Here is an 18,504-nt window from a genome sequence, read left to right as displayed (position 1 = left end):
GTCGGGTATTTCTGTTTACATTCATTGGCAATCCTCTAGCTCGGCTTGCTTTTTATAATTTCCACTGCACAACCCAGCCTGTTTTGATCATTTTGGGGCGAGGTATACCCGCTAAACCGGTAGCAGGGTTCATGGCAATCAACGTAAGCGGAACAATTGTCTTTGTTTCGGCTGAAATGGCTTTGGTGGCGCGCAGAAATAGATTGTTCTGGTTGTCAATGTCATCGACAACCGCATACAAAATGTCGCCGGGTTTAAGCTCGTAATCATCGATCTGAATTGGCTCCGTAAGGGCAAATGTCCAGCTTTGTCCAATTTTAGGTAATCCGGCCCGAACAAGTTTGGCAGCGGCATCACTTGGGAAAAGTAACGGCTTTAACGAGTGCTTTTTGAGCATATCAGCCAGCAAACTGTCCATCAGAACTGCCTCGCTTCGGCTTGCCGTTGTTGGTTCATCAAGCGATTCGATGGGCATGCCAGTTGATTCGGGTTCTTCATCCTGTAGCCAGCCCATACGTCGAGCTTGTTCACGCTCTTTTTCATATTCATTGCCAACGGATGCGAGCATTAAACCTACTGAACCAAGGCCATACGACGGGTTCGTAAATAACTCCTTCATGGCCAGAATCCGGTATAAATAATAACCCGTTTCGGCGTTCATGGTCATTGCGTAATAATCTCGATGACCCGTTTTTAACATTTTACGCTGTACCATACCGACCCCGCCATTGTAGGCCGCTGCCACCAGTGTCCACGAACCCAATTTTCGATAAAGAAACTTCAGATATTTGCAAGCGGCTTCAGTCGATTTAAGCAGATCAGTACGTTCATCGTTGCCAGCCGCGATCGAAAGGCCCATATCCTGAGCTGTATCGTCCATAAACTGCCAGTAACCAATAGCACCTGCCGACGATACGGCATTGGCTTTCCAGGCACTCTCGATGAGCGGTAGGTACTTAAAATCGTTGGGAATATTATGGCGCGCCAGAATCGGCTCAATCTGCGAAAAGAAAGGAGCCGAGCGCGTTTTAAGTCCATTGAGATGACGGACGTAGCCCGAATTACTGGCTAAGGCAAGCGCAAGTTTTGATGAAACATCCCCTTGCTCTATCGGAACGATTTCTCCGCAAAAATGTAAACGTTGGGGAGATAAACGTACTGGCTGGTGCGAAATCGTACTTGTGCGTTGCGTTGATTTGTTCTTGAAACGTATCGTTTTTGTTTGTGCAAAACTTGCTGATATAACAAATAAGTTACTCAGTATCAGAAATAAAGAGATTATACTTTGACCTTTCAAAATTTGCAATTGTTGATGGAACCCATACACAACGAAACAAGTAACCATTTAGTTTGCTAAAGTGCTTTCCAGGTCAGAATCCATCCTGCTCTAATCTGGTCTATATCGGGTACTTTTATACCAATTCGCCCTGTGGAGGCATCAACTGCCGAGAGCGTCAACGAGTAGGTATGTTTCTCGGAAGGGGAGTAAAGTTTGTCGGCGCGGAGGTATATTTTATTGGTTTTTACGTCAAGATCTTCGATAACTGCATAAAGAATATCGCCTTCATCTACTTCGCGACCATCTGCCATACCGTTGCGGGTAAGATGGAAGACCCACGTTTGTCCACGGATAACTCCCGATGATTCCACCAGTTTGGCTTTGATTCCACCCCGAAAAACTTCGGCGGCATTTGGCAACGGAATTTCATCGGGTGGAGCTTCGGGACGTAGTGTTTCGGAAGTAACGGCTGTTTTTGTAACCTCATTTACCATTGTTTCCGAGAGCAGGACTTCATCTGTGTTGGTTTCTTCATCAACAGAAAGGGGGGCTTGCAAGTACGCCATCATCTGGTTGGGAATCAGGTGCTGGTATGAGCGGGCGTTCGAAAATAGCTCTTTGAAGGCTAGAATCCGGTATAAATATTTGCCTGTTTCGGCATTTAGGCGGAGGTAATAATAATCGCGCTGCTGTTGTCGGCGGATATTGACTAACAGCGCACCAATGCCATTGTTGTAAGCGGCAGCCGCTAATGTCCAGGAGCCGAGCCGGGTGTATAAATAACGTAGGTATCGGCAGGCCGCATCGGTCGATTTAATCAGGTTCTGCCGCTCGTCAACGCCATTTCGGATTGTTAACCCAAGTTCACGGGCAGTAGCTGGCATAAACTGCCAATAGCCAGCGGCACCTTTCGACGAAACGGCTGTACCAGTTAAAGCACTTTCAACCAGAGGCAGATATTTGAAATCGGAGGGAATATTATACTGGGCCAGAATCGGTTCAATTACTGGAAAAAAAACGGCTGAACGTTGTCTGATACGTAGCAAAGCCTGATTATGAGCTGTATTACGTAACAGTGCCGTTACCAATTGACGGGCAACCGCTTCTTCGTGTAATGGGACCGATTCACCACAGAAATAGACGGGAGGCAACAACTTAGTCAGTCCCGGATCGGCGGTTACAGCAACTGGAGTAGTAAAAACTGACTGGCTGGTCAGCGTACTGAAAGAATTTATTTTAGGGAACGTACTAACTACTATCAATCCAGCCGCTAACGCGAATGAAGTGAGTAAATTCATTAAAAGAGAAATATCAATTTATGGGTCAGTGTTTCCTGTTTAGACTCGCTAAGTAGTTTGCGGTAACATATAAGTAGTAATATTAATTTTATAATCTGTTGTATATGAATACAAAAAGCCGCTAGTAATAGCGGCTTTGTTGGTAATATAGACTTTATAAATGTGTTGGGGTCACACTAAATCCAGTCCCAAAAATGCAGCGGACGAATTCCCTCACCTTTTTTCAATTGTAAAAAACGAGGACGACGAAAACGTATTACCATTAAAGCCATCATCAGTTTCTTAACAGGAAAACGAGCTTCCTGTTTTTCTATTTCTGAAACAGGTGCGTTCGGCGATGTTCTTGCTAAAGATGCATCAGCAATCAACTGCTCTGAATCGGAAGGTGTGTGAGTCAGCAACGTATTGGGGCGTGGTCCCCAGGTTCGTTCATTATAGTCCTCATCGACAATCTCAACAACAGGCGCATCCTTAATTTTCTTCGGCAATGCTAATGGTTTACGCCAGCTTGGTAAGGGCTTGGTAAGTTCGGCAATGGTTTCACTACGTAGTAATAATGAATACTGCCGAGGGTTAGTAAGCAACTCCTTAAATGCCAGAATACGGAACAAATAATGGCTGGTTTCCCGATGCAGGCGGAGCCGATAATAATTGGAATGCCCCTGCTGGCCCATTTTGTTCCGCACGTGTGTAATGCCTCCATTGTAAGCAGCCGCTACCAGCGTCCAGGAACCAAGTTCCCGATACAGTTGGTGTAAATGCCGACAAACAGCAATCGTTGCTTTTTCCAGATTTCTGCGCTCGTCAACATCGCTGTTAACTTTTAGCCCCAGCTCACGGGCGGTGCCGGGCATGATCTGCCAGTAACCTTTTGCTCCTTTGGGCGAAACGCTTCGATTATCCAGAGCACTTTCGGCCAATGGCATGAACCGAAAATCACGGGGAATTTTGTGCTTCCGCAGAATTGGGTCAATGATGGTGAAGAATTCAGATGCTTTCGCACGAAGATCGAGCAGAAACTCAGGTTCTGCTCCGTAAGTACGTAGCGTTTGTACCCATCGACGGGCTACACGGGGCTCGCCAACTGGCACTTCTTCACCACAAAAGTAGATCGGAAATACGCGCTGACTTGAATCGACAACCATTAATTCGGGATTGTTCAGTCCATTTGAAAAGGGAAGCCCTCGGCTCGTGTCGGCTTCCAACATTGGAAGCGCAAAGGCCGGTTTAATGGCGGCCATGAGCAATGAAAAACTTACTTCTTTAATCAAAATAACATTTGTTGTTATGATACATAAACACGATAAAACCCGTACTTACGTAACGGGTTTCTCGGGTACATAAATACGAATATAGGGGATGGTGAAGTATAAACCAAACGTTTTATCTAAGAAATATCCAACGGTACTCCTTAAAACAGGATTTTATCTCTATAAAAGCCCTGCTACAAGGGTTAATTTCCCATAGTCATACCGACCGCCAAAATGGTCGAAAACGGGCTTTAATCGACCTTCTTCCATACCTACCGTCAGGATAGCTTTCGCAATTTCTTCCCGTTCTTTAGGGTCAATTAATGAAGCTAAATCAATTGTATAACCAGATTTGGAAAGCTGCACCAGATGAGAGGCTATTGAACCACTGGTCAACTGACGTTCGGCGGCAATCTCGTCGATGCTTAATCCCTGATTGTATAAATCTAAGGTCACTAGTTGGGTAGAACCTTTAGGTTTCTCACCTGATTGTACACGCCCACGTACGTAGCTCACGATCACATCCAGAAACTGCTTGCCAAAGAGTTGAAGCTTTCGTTCACCAACTCCACTTACGTTACGTAGCGCATCGGGTGTAGTTGGTCGCTGACGAGCCATATCTTCGAGGGTTGTATCCGTGAAAATAACGTAAGCCGGTACGTTTTGCTGGTCGGCCACCTGTTTCCGAAGTGTACGCAAACGTTCGAACAACTCATCGCGCTGGCTTTCGGTTTTTGTACGCACTTTCTCAACCACCGGTTTCGGTGCATCATCGGGACGAACCAGCTCTATTTTTCGCCCATTGTATAATACCTGATCTGACAGAATACCCCGACGTAGTGCGTAATGCTGGTCATAGGCCACTTCAATAACACCAATATTGATAAGTTGGTGGAGGTAGTTACGCCAGTCTTCGAAACGAAGGTCGCGCCCGGCACCATACGTTTTCACCTGATCGTATCCGCCCTGCAACACCTGCTGACTTCGGGAGCCACGCAGAATATCAATCAGCAAATTCATTGGCACCCGCTCTCCAGTACGTACCATGGCCGAAAGAGCTTTCTGCGCCAGAATCGTACCATCAAACGTAACACGTGGATCACGACAGACATCACAATTGCCGCAAGGTTCGGGTAGTTCCTCAGAAAAATAGGAGAGAAGAATCTGGCGTCGACAGGTGTGCGCGTCGGCATATTGCTGCATACGTTCCAGTTTTGCCAGTTGCAGCCCCAAATTGGCAGGGCTATTTTCTGCAAGCATCTCCTTATACGTTGCTACGTCGGCGAAGCTGTAAAACAGAACGGTTTGTGCAGCAGCACCATCGCGGCCAGCCCGACCAATTTCCTGATAAAAACTCTCGATGTTTTTGGGCATATTGTAATGAATCACCCAGCGAACATTCGATTTGTCGATACCCATGCCAAACGCAATGGTGGCACAAACAATACGTACATCGTCGCGCAGGAAAGCTTCCTGCGTTCGAGATCGGTCGCCGGGGTCCATTTTGGCATGGTAAAATGCCGCACTAAATCCTTTCTCCTGCAATTTGGCCGCCAGCGATTCGGTCGATTTACGGCTCAGGCAGTAAATAATCCCCGACGTATCTGGCTTTTGACTCAGCAGCTTAATAATTTGCTGGATACGATTCTGACCCGGCAATACCTGCAAACTTAAATTGGTTCGGTTAAAAGAGGCCACAAACACCGCCGGGTCATTCATACCAAGCTGAGACGAAATATCGGCACGGGTCAATTTGTCGGCAGTAGCTGTAAGCGCAATTGTCGGTACGTTCGGGAAGCGTTCTTTTAATACGTGTAGCTGCGTGTATTCCGGCCGAAAATCATGACCCCACGATGAAATACAATGCGCTTCGTCAATAGCAAAAAGTGATACGTTCGCTCGTTGCAAAAAATTAAAAAACGATTCCGTAAGCAGTTTTTCGGGCGATACGTAGAGCAGTTTTAGTTTTCCTTTCAGGCAATCGTCTTCAATATCTCGCTGCTCCCGAGCGGTTTGGGTACTGTTGTAATAAGCGGCCGGAATTCCGTTCATGTGCAGGGCTTCAACCTGATCTTTCATCAAGGCAATCAAAGGCGAAACCACGACGGTAACACCCGGCATCATAAGAGCGGGTATCTGAAAGCAGACCGATTTACCTCCGCCAGTAGGCATTAAAACCACCGTATCGCGTCCGCCCACTATTGTGTCGATTATGGATTCCTGCATGGGCCGGAAGCGGTCATAACCGTAATAACGTTTCAGATAATCGACTGGCGTTTGCGTATGCGACGGGGTTGCAATAGACATTGACTTTTAGCGGGAAAGTTGTCGGCACAATAAAATGGGCCTGACACTAAGGACGTAACACGATAGTAATTCGTCAACAAATTAATAACTATCGCTATCTCAAATTTAAGAAAAATTTAAGTCTTTTTCACTGGTAGATTCGTGATTTTATGCTCATCTTTCCGTCAAAAGTGCCTATTCTCAATTAGTTAATCCATAAACCGAGTAATCTTATGAAAAAGACACTCTCAATTTTTTGCCTCATGCTTAGTTTGCTGATTGCATATAACGGCACAGCTCAGGACGAAAAAACGGCCAAAAAGAAAGCAAAAAAAGAAGTGAATGATGCGGAAGCGTCTGCTAAAAAAGCCATAAAGGAAGATAAAAAAGCTGCTAAGGATGTTGCCAAAGAAGCGAAGAAAGACGCAAAAGCGGCTGGTGATGACGTAGCAAAGGAAGCTGCTAAAGCGGAGAAAAAAGCAGCTAAAGAAAAAGCAAAAGCTGAAAAGAAAGTAGAGGACAAAGCCGCGAAAGTGGACGCTAAAGCCGAGAAAGCCGAAAAGAAAGCGGATAAAGCAGCGGCAAATGCTGGCCTGAAAGACGACAAAATGACAAAGTCGAAAGAGAAGGCCGAGAAAGTAGCGAAAGAAGAAAAAGCAAAACCAGAAGATTATAAAGCCCCAGTTGATGCGTCGTTGAAAGGGCCGAATGGCGAAAAAGTGATGACGGGACCGCGCGGTGGTAAATATTACATTAATAAGAATGGCAATAAAACGTATCTAAGCAGTAAACGGGATTAATGCCAAAAACAAGTAAGCCCGTCAGTTTTTAGCTGACGGGCTTTTTTATAAAAGTTAGCTACGTATCAATAAGATGTTGGTTGCTACGTGAATGCGGAACGTAGCGTCAATTACCAAACTGCTTCACTAACCCTTCCAGCGTATGCAGTGGTTGAACGCCCGACTGCCGCCAGACGATTTTTCCGTCTTTAAACAAAATCATAGTTGGAATGCTACGTATCTGATACTGATTGGCAGCGGCCTGTGCTTTGTCGACATCAATTTTCACGATACGTACTTTATCGCCAGCCCGTTCGGTAAGTTGCTTCAGAATGGGAGCCTGCTGTTTGCAGGGACCACACCAATCGGCATAGAAATCGACCAGAACCGGCTTATCGCCGTTAATCAGGTCTTTAAAAGATGGCTTGTTCATAGCTAGTCGTTCAGGTTCTAGGTTTTCTAGCGTCAGCCTCAACAGATTATACAATGAATCTGAGGGGATAAGGCTTATATTCTTAAACCTCAAATAGGTTCTATTGTTCTTCGTTTACTGGCTCGTTCATGATGGTATGCCCCATCTTATCGCGCTTGGTACGTAAGTATTTTACGTTATGCGGATTCGATGGAATCTCAATCGGAACGGTGTCGATAATTTCGAGTCCATAACCCATCAAACCAGCCCGTTTGCGGGGGTTGTTCGATAAGAGACGTAACTTGCGAATGCCCAGATCACGCAAAATCTGCGCACCGATACCGTAATCGCGGGCGTCCATCGGCAAACCTAGTTCCAGATTAGCTTCGACCGTATCGCGGCCCATTTCCTGAAGTTTATAGGCCTTCAGTTTATTCAGCAAACCAATGCCTCGTCCTTCCTGAAACATATAAACCACTACACCTTTGCCTTCAGCTTCAATTATCTGAAGCGAACGATGCAATTGAGGCCCACAGTCGCAACGGCAGGAACCAAAAATATCGCCGGTCACGCAGGACGAATGAACACGAACCAGAACGGGTTCATTAGGCTCCCAGCTTCCTTTTACCAACGCCAGATGCGTATCACCTGTATTGCTTTGTTTATAGGCAATCAAATCGAATTGGCCCCACTCGGTTGGTAGATTAACACCAATTTCACGACGAATCAGCGTTTCAGTACGTAGTCGGTATTCAATCAAATCCTGAATACTGACGAGCTTCATGCCAAATCGATCGGCCATTATGCGCAACTCGGGCAGCCGCGCCATGGTGCCATCTTCATTGAGTACTTCGATGAGTACGCCCGCCGGTTGCAAACCCGCTAGCCGTGCCAGATCGACAGCCGCTTCAGTGTGACCTGCCCGACGAATTACACCTCCTTCAACGGCACGTAGCGGGAAAATATGACCCGGCCGACCCAGATCGTCGGGCGTGGTGGCGGGGTCTACCAGTGCCTGAATGGTTTTGGCCCGGTCAGATGCCGAAATGCCCGTTGTGCAGCCATTACCCAGCAAATCGACCGAAACCGTGAATGGCGTTGTATGTACCGACGTATTGCTGGTAACCATCATGGTGAGCCCCAGTTCTTCGCAACGTTCTTCGGTAATGGGGGCGCACATAAGCCCACGCGCTTCGCGAACCATGAAATTGACCATTTCGGGCGTGGTCATTTCGGCTGCGCAAATCATATCGCCCTCATTCTCACGGTCTTCATCATCGACCACGATAACTATTTTCCCGGCCCGAATATCGGCTATAGCTTCTTCGATGCGATCGAGACGAATAGCGGGTGTTTCGGCAGGCTGGATACGTTCTGAATTTTCAGAATTCGACGCTCCGGTATTGGTACTATTATTGCTCATCTGTTTGGTTGATGCGTATCATCGGAAGTATCTTTGATACGTAATTACTATTTTTAACCCATACGAACTCCTTTCGAGTGCGCTGTAGGTTCGATCAGAAAACTGATTTTGCGAAAGATACGTTTCGCCAGACGCGAAAATGTCAAAAGAGACGTTTTTTACGAAAAGAAACTGATTAATTCCTGGAACGATAAAAATTTTACTCTCTGTGCGACTTTTACGATTGTGGCTGACTGATGTTAGGGTGAACTCCAACTCGTTAATAAGAATTGCTGCGATTCTGCTACTCATCTTTGCAAAGAGCAGTATGTCTCTTGCACAACCAACCAATGTTTGTCTTAATCCCGGTAATGCTGCTCCCGGTGCGTTTACACTTGATAAGCCAAAGACGTGTGTTGGAACTGCTGTTAATGTAAATGCAACGGCTCAGATAGGAAGTCCCAGATATATTTTTGAGTATGACGGCAGTTCAATCACCGGCAGTACTACGTTTGCTAGTGGAACCAGTCATACCTATACGCGGCCTGGCTCATATACTATTCTTCAGATTGGTAGTAATGGTCAGGGTTCTGTTGCCTGTCAGAGAGTTGACGTTGTTCCTACAGATCCTGTTCGGTTTACTGTTAAGTCTTGCGCTAACAGGCGGGTAACAATTACACTTGATCCTGCAACAGTTGGACAATATGACTTTTATCTGATCCGCTGGGGAGATCAAACTCAACCTCAGTCTTACAGTAGGAACAATATTCCACCTCATACCTATGCAACCTCCGGTACGTTTACTATAACAGTTGCTGGGAGTTATACAACTACCAGTCCCAATAATCAAACAGTAACGCTTTGTTCTAGCCCTACTACATCACAAACTGCGATTGTTGCGGCTTCGGCAGGAGCAGCCACCATCACATCTTTATATACGAGCGATGCCAATACCACTTCGATAGGATATACTGCTCCAGCGGGCGTAACCGTAACGCTTTTTCGGAAAGATGGGGCTAATTATGTTAGCACTGGACAGACAGCTACGGGGCCGGGAGAATTCAGAGCACAGGGGAATACGTCACAGGTGCAATGTTTTAAGGTGCAGGTACAGGATGAGTGTGGTACCTCAGCTCAGTCGGAGGAGGTTTGTAGCATGGTATTAAATGTGCAGGTTGCGAATAACCAGAACAACCTGAGCTGGCAGGCTTATGCTGGAACTGGAACACAGCAATTCAGAGGCTATCGGGTAATACGTAGCGGATCGGAAACCGGCGCAGCTATAACCAATAGAGCAACCACTACGTATCAGGATAGAGACATCGTTTGCGGGCAACAATATTGCTATTCGGTTATGGCAACGCTAGCCGGTACTCCTGAGGTTACCATTACGTCGAATCTAACCTGCGTTATCGGAACGAACACCGATCCTCCTGCTGCGCCGACAAACGTTCGGGCCGATGTGCAGAATAATCGTCCCGTTGTGTTCAGTACGCAGCCGGCTGGTAATTCATATACCATGGTTATTACAAATGCGGCCAGTGGGCAGGTTATTGCCGAACTCGACCGTCGTAATCAATATACAGATACAACGGTTAGCGCATCAACGCAATCGTATTGCTATCGGGTGGCTTTTCGGAATAGTTGCGGCCTCACGTCGACTCCATCAGAACCCGTCTGTACGGTACATTTAGGATCACAATCGGCAACAGGTATTGACTGGACAACCGCTTCGCCATTCTGGCCCAGTACGGTAGCCAGATACGTAGTAGAAGTCATTGATTCGGTCGATGGCACGCAACGGGAGATTGAGAAAAGTCTGCTCACGCACCATGATATTGATCTGGACGATCCCAGACTGCAATCGCAGCGGTTTCGGATTGTGACCATATCCAGTAATGGGGTAAGAAGTTATTCTAATTTCTTCACCATTAAGCAGGATGCCCGTATTCTGGTGCCTGATGCCTTTACGCCGAACGGCGACGGTATTAATGATGAGTTTTTGGCTAAAGGTATCTACGTCGATCAGTTTAATATGACCATTTACTCCCGTTGGGGTGAAGTTATTTATAGCACTACTGATAAAAAGAAAGGCTGGGATGGTAACGCTAACGGCCAGATTGCCGCTTCGGGACAATATATGTATCGGATTGAAATGACTGATTTGCTGGGTAAGAAAACTGTTCGCACCGGAGCATTGTTGTTAATTCGATAGTAGAACGTAGCGAATTGATTGCAGTCTACCTGCCAACCACAAATTACCCCAGATGTATGAATATGTTTGACATGTTCGGGAAGATGAAAGAAGTTCAGTCCCGAATGAAAGATGCTCAGGAAACACTTAGCACCGTTACCGAAACAGGAGAATCGGGAGCTGGTATGGTGAAAGTAACTGTAAATGGACTAAAAAACGTCCTGAAAATTGATATTGATCCCGATCTGATCAAGCCCGACGATCGCGAAATGCTTCAGGACTTAATTGTTGCGGCAACCAACAAAGCAATGGCCAGCGTTGAATCAAAAGCACGCGAGCATCTGCGTCAGGCAACAGAAGGATTACTACCAAATATTCCCGGACTTAACCTCGATGGGTTAATGTCGTAATGCATAGGTAACGTAGCGTTCGCCATGCTATAGAGCGAATGCTACGTACCAACCGATTGACCCGCCGACTACTTTTCTGTGGATACACTTGCTATTGTTATTCTGAACTACAACGGGAAACCGTTTTTAGAAAAATTCCTTCCTACCGTATTAGCGAATTCCGACGGGCACCCCGTCTACGTAGCAGACAGCGCTTCTCGTGACGATTCTATTTCGTTCTTACGCACAAACTTTCCTACCGTTCGTATTATTGAGCTGCCTCAGAATGAAGGCTACGCAGGAGGTTATAATCGCGCACTTGATAGTGTGCGAGCCAATTATGGGGGTGCTACGTATTACGTCCTGTTAAACTCAGATATTGATGTAACTCCAAATTGGATAAAGCCTATACTAACACTAATGGAGGGCAATACGAACGTAGCAGGCTGTCAACCCAAAATACGATCCTATAGCGAACCACTACTTTTTGAACATGCTGGAGCCGCCGGAGGCTTTCTAGACTGGCTAGGTTACGTTTTTTGTCGGGGTAGAGTATTCGCTACGTTCGAGGCAGACCAAGGGCAATATGACGACAATCGGCAGGTTTTCTGGGCTACTGGCGCGTGTCTGTTCGTTCGTGCCGATGTGTTTCATCAGGCAGGTGGTTTCGATGCGGCTTTTTTTGCGCACATGGAAGAAATTGACTGGTGCTGGCGCGTGCAACGTATCGGTTATGAAATCTGGACCTGCGGCCAATCTACTGTTTATCACGTTGGCGGAGGAACTCTACACAAATCAAATCCGCATAAAACATATCTAAACTACCGGAACAGCTTATTCATGCTGTATAAGAACTGGCCTGCATCGGGTTGGCTATGGCCTAAAATCTTTCTGCGACTAACATTGGATGGCGTGTCTTCACTGCTTTTTCTGAAAGCTGGCCAATGGCAGGATATCTGGGCAATTCTACGGGCGCATTTCGCTTTCTACGGCCGATTACCCGAACTACATCGTCAACGCAGACAATTACAGCAACAACAAAAGACCAACGTAAAACTATACCCACATAGCCTTGTGTGGCAATATTTCGGCAAAGGGAAAAAAACGTTCGGAGATCTGGCGAAAAGAGATGTATGAAGTGTGATATATGGTGTATAAACTATGGTGTAAATACTTCTTTATACACCATAGTTTATACACCATATATCCTACATAATTTACAGTTCCCAAACGGTTGGATGGGCATGACGACGCATGTGTTTATTGATTTCCATCCAAAATGCCATAATCAGATAAAGAACAACAGGAGAGCCCAAAGTAAGGCAGGAAGTATATATAAAATAGAGCCGAATACTGCTGGCAGATATGTTCATCTTCTCACCTAATAAGGAGCAGACGCCAAATGCTTGATTTTCAAGGAAGTATCGTATCCTGTTCATCGTTTTTCGTTGCGAAGTGTCTACTAAATTCGAATCATTGAGGATAAAAAATAACGGGTCGATTTAATAGATTGTTTGCCGTTTACACAGAAAACGACGTAAATCTATTGAAAATAGCTAAAAAAAGGGCTTTATCTACTTGTAGTAGGAACATTTTTGTTTTCTTTGTGTTGTGACGACGGTTAGTGGCGTGACACTATCCATTTCGATACATATACGCAACAAGTTTCGCTGATTCTCAACAATGTTTCCTGAACACATGAGATACCCTGTGGCTGTTTCGCGTTTAATGTTATTAACTAACTGACCCTTTAAGTTTTTAATTGTTCTAATTGTTTAAGTTTTATGCAAACAGGTGTAGTAAAATTCTTTAACGAAAGTAAAGGATACGGATTCATTGTTGAAGATGATACCAACCGGGACATCTTCGTTCACATTACCGGCCTGAACGGTATCACGATTCGCGAGAAAGACCGCGTACAGTTTGAAGTGGTTGATGGCAAAAAAGGTCTTAATGCCGTAAAAGTTAAAAAACTGGATTCTGAATACTAAACCGCCAGCGTTTAGCAACGTAGCAGACTCCCGGCACAAACAACACATAATCTGGACAATTTATGGGGCATACTAACAGGTTGTTTTCACAGCCCTATTTCGTATGTCCCATAAATTGTTCCGTGTTCGTGCTATGACTGGCCTGTCCAGCTTTTTACCTCGTCGAGAGCGGGCATTTTTGCCTCCATTTTCAACTTTTTGCGCACCCCGCCCAGATCATTGAAAAGCTTATTGGGGTTAGCACTACGTAGTTGCTCTACGGTCATGAAACCCAGTTTCTGAATAGCGGGTACCCATTCTGCCGGAATACCTGCTGCTACGTAATCGTTTTCGCTCGATTGCTCAAGTTTCTTTTCGGGGCGCATTTGCGGGAAGAAAAGAACATCCTGAATCGACGGCTGATTGGTCATAATCATCGCCAGCCGATCAATACCCAGCCCGACACCTGCCGTTGGCGGCATTCCGTATTCTAACGAGCGCAGGAAATCTTCGTCCAGAGCCATTGCTTCTTCGTCGCCACGTTCGGCCAACCGTAGCTGTTCTTCAAAACGCTCGCGCTGATCTAACGGGTCGTTCAGCTCAGAATAAGCGTTGGCAATTTCTTTTCCGTTGCAAATAGCTTCGAATCGTTCAACCAACCCCGGTTTGCTCCGGTGCTTTTTGGTCAACGGCGACATTTCGACTGGGTAATCGGTAATGAACGTCGGCTGAATCAAATTCGGTTCACAAGCATCGCCAAACAGTTCGTCAATCAGTTTCGATTTGCCCATTGTGCTGTCGGTTTTAATGCCCCGGCTTTCTGCTACGTTCCGCAGTTGTGCTTCGTCCATTTCCGATACGTCGACACCCGTATATTCCTGAATGGCTTCGAACATCGTCAAACGTTTCCACGGACGTTTGAAGTCGATTACGTTTTCGCCAACCGTAACTTTAGTCGTTCCTGCTACGTCGAGCGCCACTTTCTCAACCATCTCTTCGATGGTGTCCATCATCCAGATATAGTCTTTATAAGCAACGTAAAATTCGACCTGCGTAAACTCCGGATTATGCGTGCGATCCATGCCTTCGTTGCGGAAATCTTTCGCAAACTCGAACACGCCATCATAACCCCCTACAATTAACCGCTTCAGATACAACTCGTTGGCAATACGCATATAGAGCGTCATGTCGAGCGAGTTGTGGTGGGTAATGAACGGACGGGCCGTAGCACCACCATGAATTGGTTGCAGAATAGGCGTTTCTACTTCCAGATAGCCTTTGTTGCTCAGATAATGCCGAATGGAATTAACCAGTTTGGTCCGTTTCACAAAAACATCACGTACCTGCGGATTCACAATCAGATCGACGTAGCGTTGGCGGTACCGTTGCTCAGGGTCCGTAAAAGCATCGAACGTTTCTTTTTCGCCTTTCTCGTTCACTACTTCTTTTACAACCGGTAACGGACGTAGTGATTTATTGAGAATCGTGAATTCTTTCACATAAACAGACAGCTCACCTGTTTTCGTGGAAAAAATATGCCCACGAACGCCGATGATGTCGCCAATGTCGAGTAGCTTTTTAAATACCGTATTGTAAAGCGTTTTGTCTTCGCCGGGACAAATATCATCGCGTCGGAAGTAAAGCTGAATTCGTCCGGTAGAGTCCTGTAATTCGGCAAAAGACGCACTACCACTGATGCGGATAATCATCAGCCGCCCAGCCAATTGGACATTTCCCCATCGTTCGTCGCCAGCGAAATCCTGTTCGGGTTCAACAGTCTGAAAAGCAGACCGAATGTCGGCAACGCTGGTATTTACGTCATAAAGAGCGGCAGGGTAGGGGTCGATACCCATCCGCATGAGTTCTTCGCGCTTTTGTCGGCGATTTATTTCCTGTTCACTAAGCTGCATGGTGATCAATTCGTTAGTTGGTTTATTCCAACTACTATTTGAGGGCGCAAAAATAATGAAAAGGATTGGCGTTTATAGCCATAAGGCTAAAGAAGCCGTTTCTGGGCAACAAAAACCGTTTATACAATTCTTGCCAGTAACTCAAAAAATGTATGTATCATTGTGATATTATTTTGATATCATATTTCTAAACTAAATAATACCGCTATGCAAGAGAAAAAGCTTATTTCCGTTTCGGGCTATTTGTTTTTACTGATCGCCCTACTATGTTTTGTGATAGCTGCCCTCATTCTTTTAAATGGTATTGTCGAAACACCATTTTGGCCAGGAGTCTTGATTTTAGCGGCTGTATTTATTCTGAAAGGAATTATTGTCATTTACCCGAATGAAGGCATTGCTGCTACGTTCTTTGGCGATTATGTAGGCACAACGAAAGAAACCGGGCTACGTTGGGTAAACCCGCTTTACAGTAAAACCCGAATTAGTCTGCGCGCCCGAAACCTAAACGGCCAGCAACTGAAAGTGAATGATAAAATGGGTAATCCCATCGAAATTGCGGCTGTGGTTGTCTGGCAGGTATCCGATACCGCAAAAGCCCTTTTCGACGTAGATAACTACGCTAATTTTGTGCAGATTCAGTCGGAAGCCGCCGTGCGGTTCCTAGCCAGCTCACATGCGTATGATAATATGGAAGACGAGCACGAAGCCCTTCAGCCCGGAACCACTACGTTGCGCGATAATACGGGACAGATTAACTTGTTTCTGGAACAGGAACTTAACGAACGTCTTGGGCAGGCGGGTGTTCACGTAATGGAGGCACGTATCAGCCATTTGGCCTATGCCCCTGAGATTGCCGGAGCTATGTTGCAGCGTCAGCAGGCAACCGCCGTTGTATCGGCTCGGAAACAGATTGTGGAGGGCGCTGTGGGTATGGTTGAAATGGCCCTTGCCCGATTAGCCGAAAAAGACGTAGTACAACTTGATGAAGAACGTAAAGCCGCTATGGTTAGTAATTTGCTGGTTGTTTTATGTGGTGAAAAATCGGTAAGCCCGGTAGTAAATGCAGGAACGCTTTATAACTAGTATCAGTATTAGGAGTGAGGAGCGAGTAATGAGAATGCTGACGCAAAAGATTTGATGCGCCAGCCATTCTCACTACTCGCTCCTCACTCCTCACTCCTTTAAAATATGCCTGCCGAAAAAAAAGCATTTGTCCTTCGAATTCAGCCGGAAATGCTGAAAGAACTGGAACGTTGGGCGCAGGAAGAATTTCGAAGCGTGAATGGGCAAATTGAGTTTCTGCTCAATGATGCGCTACGTAAACGAAAAAAGCAAAAAGGCCCACCGTCGGATGATAATACGTCGTCAGATACATCAGATACGTAGCGAAACTATTCCTGTGCTGGAATCAGATTTCGTACTGATGCTGTTGACGACGATTGCTCGACTAACGTATTGTAATGACTGATTAGCAGAAGACGGCCCAACAATACACGGTCGTTTATGTTATGTCCAATGGTATATTGCTGTATTTGTTGGGCATAGGTGGTCATAAGCGGTTTATAAACGTCGGTATAATATCTGTCCAGCGAAAGTAATTTTCCGGCGTCGTGTACGTAGTAGTCGAATAAATCAGTGTTCTGGGCCAGCGTAACCTGATCGTTAAAATGAATGGGATGACTGATAGCCCGTTTCCATAGACCGCGTGGCCGTTTGAGCTTCCGAACAACCGCCAACGGCCCGTCCATAATTACTTCATAAAATCGACTCGTTTCAGTTTCTTTACTGGCGGCATTGGTGAGTGCCATAAAATCCCGGCGTTTGTTCAGCTCAATATCGAACCAACTGAATTGACGTACCTGATACGTAGTAAACAGGCGAATACGTCCGTCGGGTTGACGTAGTTGTACGGTTTCCACCAGCCAATTGTAAACCAGATCACCTTCCAGTACGGTGTTATCTTGTAGAACAATTTTTCCTGATTGCCAGATTGGTTTCGGTAAAGCCGCATGAGCAAAATAAACAGAGAAAAATACAATTAATGTGATTGTGATGAACATAGTAATATTTTTCATAGTAGCAGGTTGTATTAAGGAACTGACTCTCCAACGGATTCTGATATACACTTTTTAGAGTTACCCCGTTATTTGAATACCTTAATTTAACTAATTTATAAGTGCTTAATAATCAGATAAAAAATAATCCTATTTGTTGATTTTTAATTATACAGAGATAGAATAGAAGTGATAGAGGAAAAAAAACGTAATGTTCAATTTTTCTGGAGATAGGTTAAAAAAAAACCTTTTTTGAAATTTATTTAATGGTATACCAATAATTTAGTGATACTTGTATGTATTAGTATAATGCAAAAAAAAGACCCCTATTGTTAGAAGTCTTTTTTGTATTATAGTGTCCTGGTAGGAACTAAACCTGCAACGACGTAGTAGCCAAAAAACTGATTGTGAGCTTATTGGTTGATGTGAGAAAGATGTTTATTTGGATGCAAACTCGCCAATCAAGCGAACGCCTTCTAGCGTAAGTGAAGGAACAATATCCGTAAAAACGCTACGTAGCGACGGTATCCGACTCGATAAACCACCTGTAGCAACAGCAATACAATCGCCATTGAGTTCGGTTTGAATCCGCTCGACCAACGAACGGACAAGGCCATCGTAACCTAATAAAATACCTGCCTGAATAGCGTGCGTAGTACTGGTGCCAAGTGCCGATTCTGGAACCTCAATCGGAACTTCAGGGAGTTGGGCAGTATTCGAAAAAAGTGAACGAATCGCGGTTCGAAGACCCGGTGCAATGGCAACACCGATTATTTTACCTTCGCCCGAAACCGTTGTAAAGGTAAGCGCCGTTCCAAAATCAACCACTACGCAGTTTCGTTGGTAGCGTGTGTAAGCCGCCAGCGCATTAGCAACCAGATCGGCACCGATTTCGTGCGGACGTAGCACCTCAACAGGTAATAACGGATAAACTCCCGGACCTACTACTATTGGCTCAAAACCGAATAATTCGGCCATCATAACACGTAGCGTTGGGGTCAAATCGGGCACTACGCTACTAATAACGGTACGTTCTATAGAACTAAGCGGAATAGACGCTTCGAGGAGCCAGAGCCGCAAACGGCCCTCGTATGATTCTGGCGTTTCGTCCCTACGGGCGGGCGTTCGCCAGATATGTGGCCAGTTTGTTTGGTCGTAAAGACCGAAAACGGCGTCGGTATTGCCGATGTCAACGATAATCTGCACAGAAGCGGATAATAGACGGTTATCGGGACGAAATAAGGACAAAAACCGCAGATTCCCGCACAAATTCGTCAGTTG

At 45.6% G+C, this 18,504-nt stretch carries 17 protein-coding genes; 7 read left to right on the top strand and 10 right to left on the bottom strand.

Translation table 11 applies throughout. The features are described 5' to 3' along the window. Positions 1-52: 52 nt before the first annotated feature. From ACYVD4_RS13670 to recQ, 4 genes are all read right to left on the bottom strand, one after another. Positions 53-1,297, bottom strand: coding sequence for a lytic transglycosylase domain-containing protein (locus tag ACYVD4_RS13670; protein ID WP_460946486.1), 1,245 nt, complete (start codon positions 1,295-1,297; stop codon positions 53-55). Between the two features lie 56 nt (positions 1,298-1,353). Continuing rightward, positions 1,354-2,577 carry a lytic transglycosylase domain-containing protein gene (locus tag ACYVD4_RS13665; RefSeq protein WP_460946484.1) on the bottom strand — a complete coding sequence of 408 codons (1,224 nt, stop codon included), beginning with the start codon at positions 2,575-2,577 and terminating at the stop codon, positions 1,354-1,356. A 176-nt stretch (positions 2,578-2,753) separates the two neighbouring features. Further along, on the bottom strand, positions 2,754-3,818 hold the full coding sequence (locus tag ACYVD4_RS13660; RefSeq protein ID WP_460947543.1) for a lytic transglycosylase domain-containing protein: 1,065 nt from the start codon (positions 3,816-3,818) through the stop codon (positions 2,754-2,756). Between the two features lie 189 nt (positions 3,819-4,007). Beyond that, entirely contained in the window at positions 4,008-6,134 is a 2,127-nt protein-coding gene (gene recQ / locus ACYVD4_RS13655) for a DNA helicase RecQ (RefSeq protein WP_460946482.1), read from the bottom strand. A 212-nt stretch (positions 6,135-6,346) separates the two neighbouring features. On the opposite strand from recQ, the gene ACYVD4_RS13650 reads away from it, so the two are divergent. Next, complete coding sequence (locus ACYVD4_RS13650) at positions 6,347-6,913, top strand: hypothetical protein (RefSeq protein ID WP_460946480.1); 567 nt, start codon at positions 6,347-6,349, stop codon at positions 6,911-6,913. Positions 6,914-7,019: 106 nt separating this feature from the next. Here ACYVD4_RS13650 and trxA read toward each other — a convergent pair whose 3' ends face one another. Both trxA and ACYVD4_RS13640 read right to left on the bottom strand, forming a co-directional pair. Continuing rightward, positions 7,020-7,325: a thioredoxin gene (gene trxA / locus ACYVD4_RS13645; protein WP_460946478.1), complete on the bottom strand. Its 306-nt coding sequence runs from the start codon at positions 7,323-7,325 to the stop codon at positions 7,020-7,022. A 100-nt stretch (positions 7,326-7,425) separates the two neighbouring features. Next, positions 7,426-8,727 carry a bifunctional 3,4-dihydroxy-2-butanone-4-phosphate synthase/GTP cyclohydrolase II gene (locus ACYVD4_RS13640; RefSeq protein WP_460946476.1) on the bottom strand — a complete coding sequence of 434 codons (1,302 nt, stop codon included), beginning with the start codon at positions 8,725-8,727 and terminating at the stop codon, positions 7,426-7,428. A 307-nt stretch (positions 8,728-9,034) separates the two neighbouring features. Between ACYVD4_RS13640 and ACYVD4_RS13635 the strand changes: the two genes are divergently transcribed. The 3 genes from ACYVD4_RS13635 to ACYVD4_RS13625 all read left to right on the top strand — a co-directional run bounded on the left by ACYVD4_RS13635 (position 9,035) and on the right by ACYVD4_RS13625 (position 12,426). Beyond that, entirely contained in the window at positions 9,035-10,921 is a 1,887-nt protein-coding gene (locus tag ACYVD4_RS13635; protein WP_460946474.1) for a T9SS type B sorting domain-containing protein, read from the top strand. A gap of 56 nt (positions 10,922-10,977) precedes the next feature. After that, entirely contained in the window at positions 10,978-11,310 is a 333-nt protein-coding gene (locus ACYVD4_RS13630; RefSeq protein ID WP_460946472.1) for a YbaB/EbfC family nucleoid-associated protein, read from the top strand. A gap of 78 nt (positions 11,311-11,388) precedes the next feature. Then, the gene (locus tag ACYVD4_RS13625) at positions 11,389-12,426 is read left to right on the top strand and encodes a glycosyltransferase family 2 protein (RefSeq protein ID WP_460946470.1); all 1,038 of its coding nucleotides are present in this window, start codon (positions 11,389-11,391) and stop codon (positions 12,424-12,426) included. A gap of 80 nt (positions 12,427-12,506) precedes the next feature. Here the strand turns inward: ACYVD4_RS13625 and ACYVD4_RS13620 are convergent, their stop codons facing one another. Continuing rightward, positions 12,507-12,728 (bottom strand): PspC domain-containing protein, encoded by a 222-nt coding sequence (locus ACYVD4_RS13620; protein ID WP_460946468.1) that lies wholly within the window; start codon positions 12,726-12,728, stop codon positions 12,507-12,509. A 345-nt stretch (positions 12,729-13,073) separates the two neighbouring features. Between ACYVD4_RS13620 and ACYVD4_RS13615 the strand changes: the two genes are divergently transcribed. Next, positions 13,074-13,280 carry a cold-shock protein gene (locus ACYVD4_RS13615; RefSeq protein WP_460946466.1) on the top strand — a complete coding sequence of 69 codons (207 nt, stop codon included), beginning with the start codon at positions 13,074-13,076 and terminating at the stop codon, positions 13,278-13,280. 131 nt (positions 13,281-13,411) lie between these two features. On the opposite strand, the gene lysS is transcribed toward ACYVD4_RS13615, so the two are convergent. Further along, a complete protein-coding gene (lysS, locus tag ACYVD4_RS13610) occupies positions 13,412-15,169 on the bottom strand; it encodes a lysine--tRNA ligase (protein WP_460946464.1) in 1,758 nt (585 codons plus the stop codon). Between the two features lie 207 nt (positions 15,170-15,376). On the opposite strand from lysS, the gene ACYVD4_RS13605 reads away from it, so the two are divergent. Both ACYVD4_RS13605 and ACYVD4_RS13600 read left to right on the top strand, forming a co-directional pair. After that, on the top strand, positions 15,377-16,252 hold the full coding sequence (locus ACYVD4_RS13605) for an SPFH domain-containing protein (RefSeq protein ID WP_460946462.1): 876 nt from the start codon (positions 15,377-15,379) through the stop codon (positions 16,250-16,252). A 105-nt stretch (positions 16,253-16,357) separates the two neighbouring features. Continuing rightward, the gene (locus ACYVD4_RS13600; RefSeq protein WP_460946460.1) at positions 16,358-16,555 is read left to right on the top strand and encodes a type II toxin-antitoxin system antitoxin; all 198 of its coding nucleotides are present in this window, start codon (positions 16,358-16,360) and stop codon (positions 16,553-16,555) included. Positions 16,556-16,560: 5 nt separating this feature from the next. Here ACYVD4_RS13600 and ACYVD4_RS13595 read toward each other — a convergent pair whose 3' ends face one another. Together ACYVD4_RS13595 and ACYVD4_RS13590 are read right to left on the bottom strand one after the other, a co-directional pair. Beyond that, positions 16,561-17,244: a hypothetical protein gene (locus ACYVD4_RS13595; protein ID WP_460946458.1), complete on the bottom strand. Its 684-nt coding sequence runs from the start codon at positions 17,242-17,244 to the stop codon at positions 16,561-16,563. A 417-nt stretch (positions 17,245-17,661) separates the two neighbouring features. Further along, positions 17,662-18,429, bottom strand: a complete 768-nt coding sequence (locus ACYVD4_RS13590) for a type III pantothenate kinase (RefSeq protein WP_460947541.1) — start codon at positions 18,427-18,429, stop codon at positions 17,662-17,664. Between the last annotated feature and the right edge of the window lie 75 nt (positions 18,430-18,504).

It is taken from the genome of Spirosoma daeguense, assembly GCF_054776875.1.
The sequence above is the reverse complement of the archived record's forward strand: the minus strand, read 5'-3'. Positions and strand labels throughout refer to the sequence as shown.

Bases quoted from the DNA above. Each gene is read 5' to 3' on its own strand.
- ACYVD4_RS13665 (WP_460946484.1), bottom strand. From the start codon at position 2,577: ATGAATTTACTCACTTCATTCGCGTTAGCGGCTGGATTGATAGTAGTT.
- ACYVD4_RS13660 (WP_460947543.1), bottom strand. From the start codon at position 3,818: ATGGCCGCCATTAAACCGGCCTTTGCGCTTCCAATGTTGGAAGCCGAC.
- recQ (WP_460946482.1), bottom strand. From the start codon at position 6,134: ATGTCTATTGCAACCCCGTCGCATACGCAAACGCCAGTCGATTATCTG.
- ACYVD4_RS13650 (WP_460946480.1), top strand. From the start codon at position 6,347: ATGAAAAAGACACTCTCAATTTTTTGCCTCATGCTTAGTTTGCTGATT.
- trxA (WP_460946478.1), bottom strand. From the start codon at position 7,325: ATGAACAAGCCATCTTTTAAAGACCTGATTAACGGCGATAAGCCGGTT.
- ACYVD4_RS13640 (WP_460946476.1), bottom strand. From the start codon at position 8,727: ATGAGCAATAATAGTACCAATACCGGAGCGTCGAATTCTGAAAATTCA.
- ACYVD4_RS13635 (WP_460946474.1), top strand. From the start codon at position 9,035: ATGTCTCTTGCACAACCAACCAATGTTTGTCTTAATCCCGGTAATGCT.
- ACYVD4_RS13630 (WP_460946472.1), top strand. From the start codon at position 10,978: ATGAATATGTTTGACATGTTCGGGAAGATGAAAGAAGTTCAGTCCCGA.
- ACYVD4_RS13620 (WP_460946468.1), bottom strand. From the start codon at position 12,728: ATGAACAGGATACGATACTTCCTTGAAAATCAAGCATTTGGCGTCTGC.
- ACYVD4_RS13615 (WP_460946466.1), top strand. From the start codon at position 13,074: ATGCAAACAGGTGTAGTAAAATTCTTTAACGAAAGTAAAGGATACGGA.
- lysS (WP_460946464.1), bottom strand. From the start codon at position 15,169: ATGCAGCTTAGTGAACAGGAAATAAATCGCCGACAAAAGCGCGAAGAA.
- ACYVD4_RS13605 (WP_460946462.1), top strand. From the start codon at position 15,377: ATGCAAGAGAAAAAGCTTATTTCCGTTTCGGGCTATTTGTTTTTACTG.
- ACYVD4_RS13600 (WP_460946460.1), top strand. From the start codon at position 16,358: ATGCCTGCCGAAAAAAAAGCATTTGTCCTTCGAATTCAGCCGGAAATG.
- ACYVD4_RS13595 (WP_460946458.1), bottom strand. From the start codon at position 17,244: ATGAAAAATATTACTATGTTCATCACAATCACATTAATTGTATTTTTC.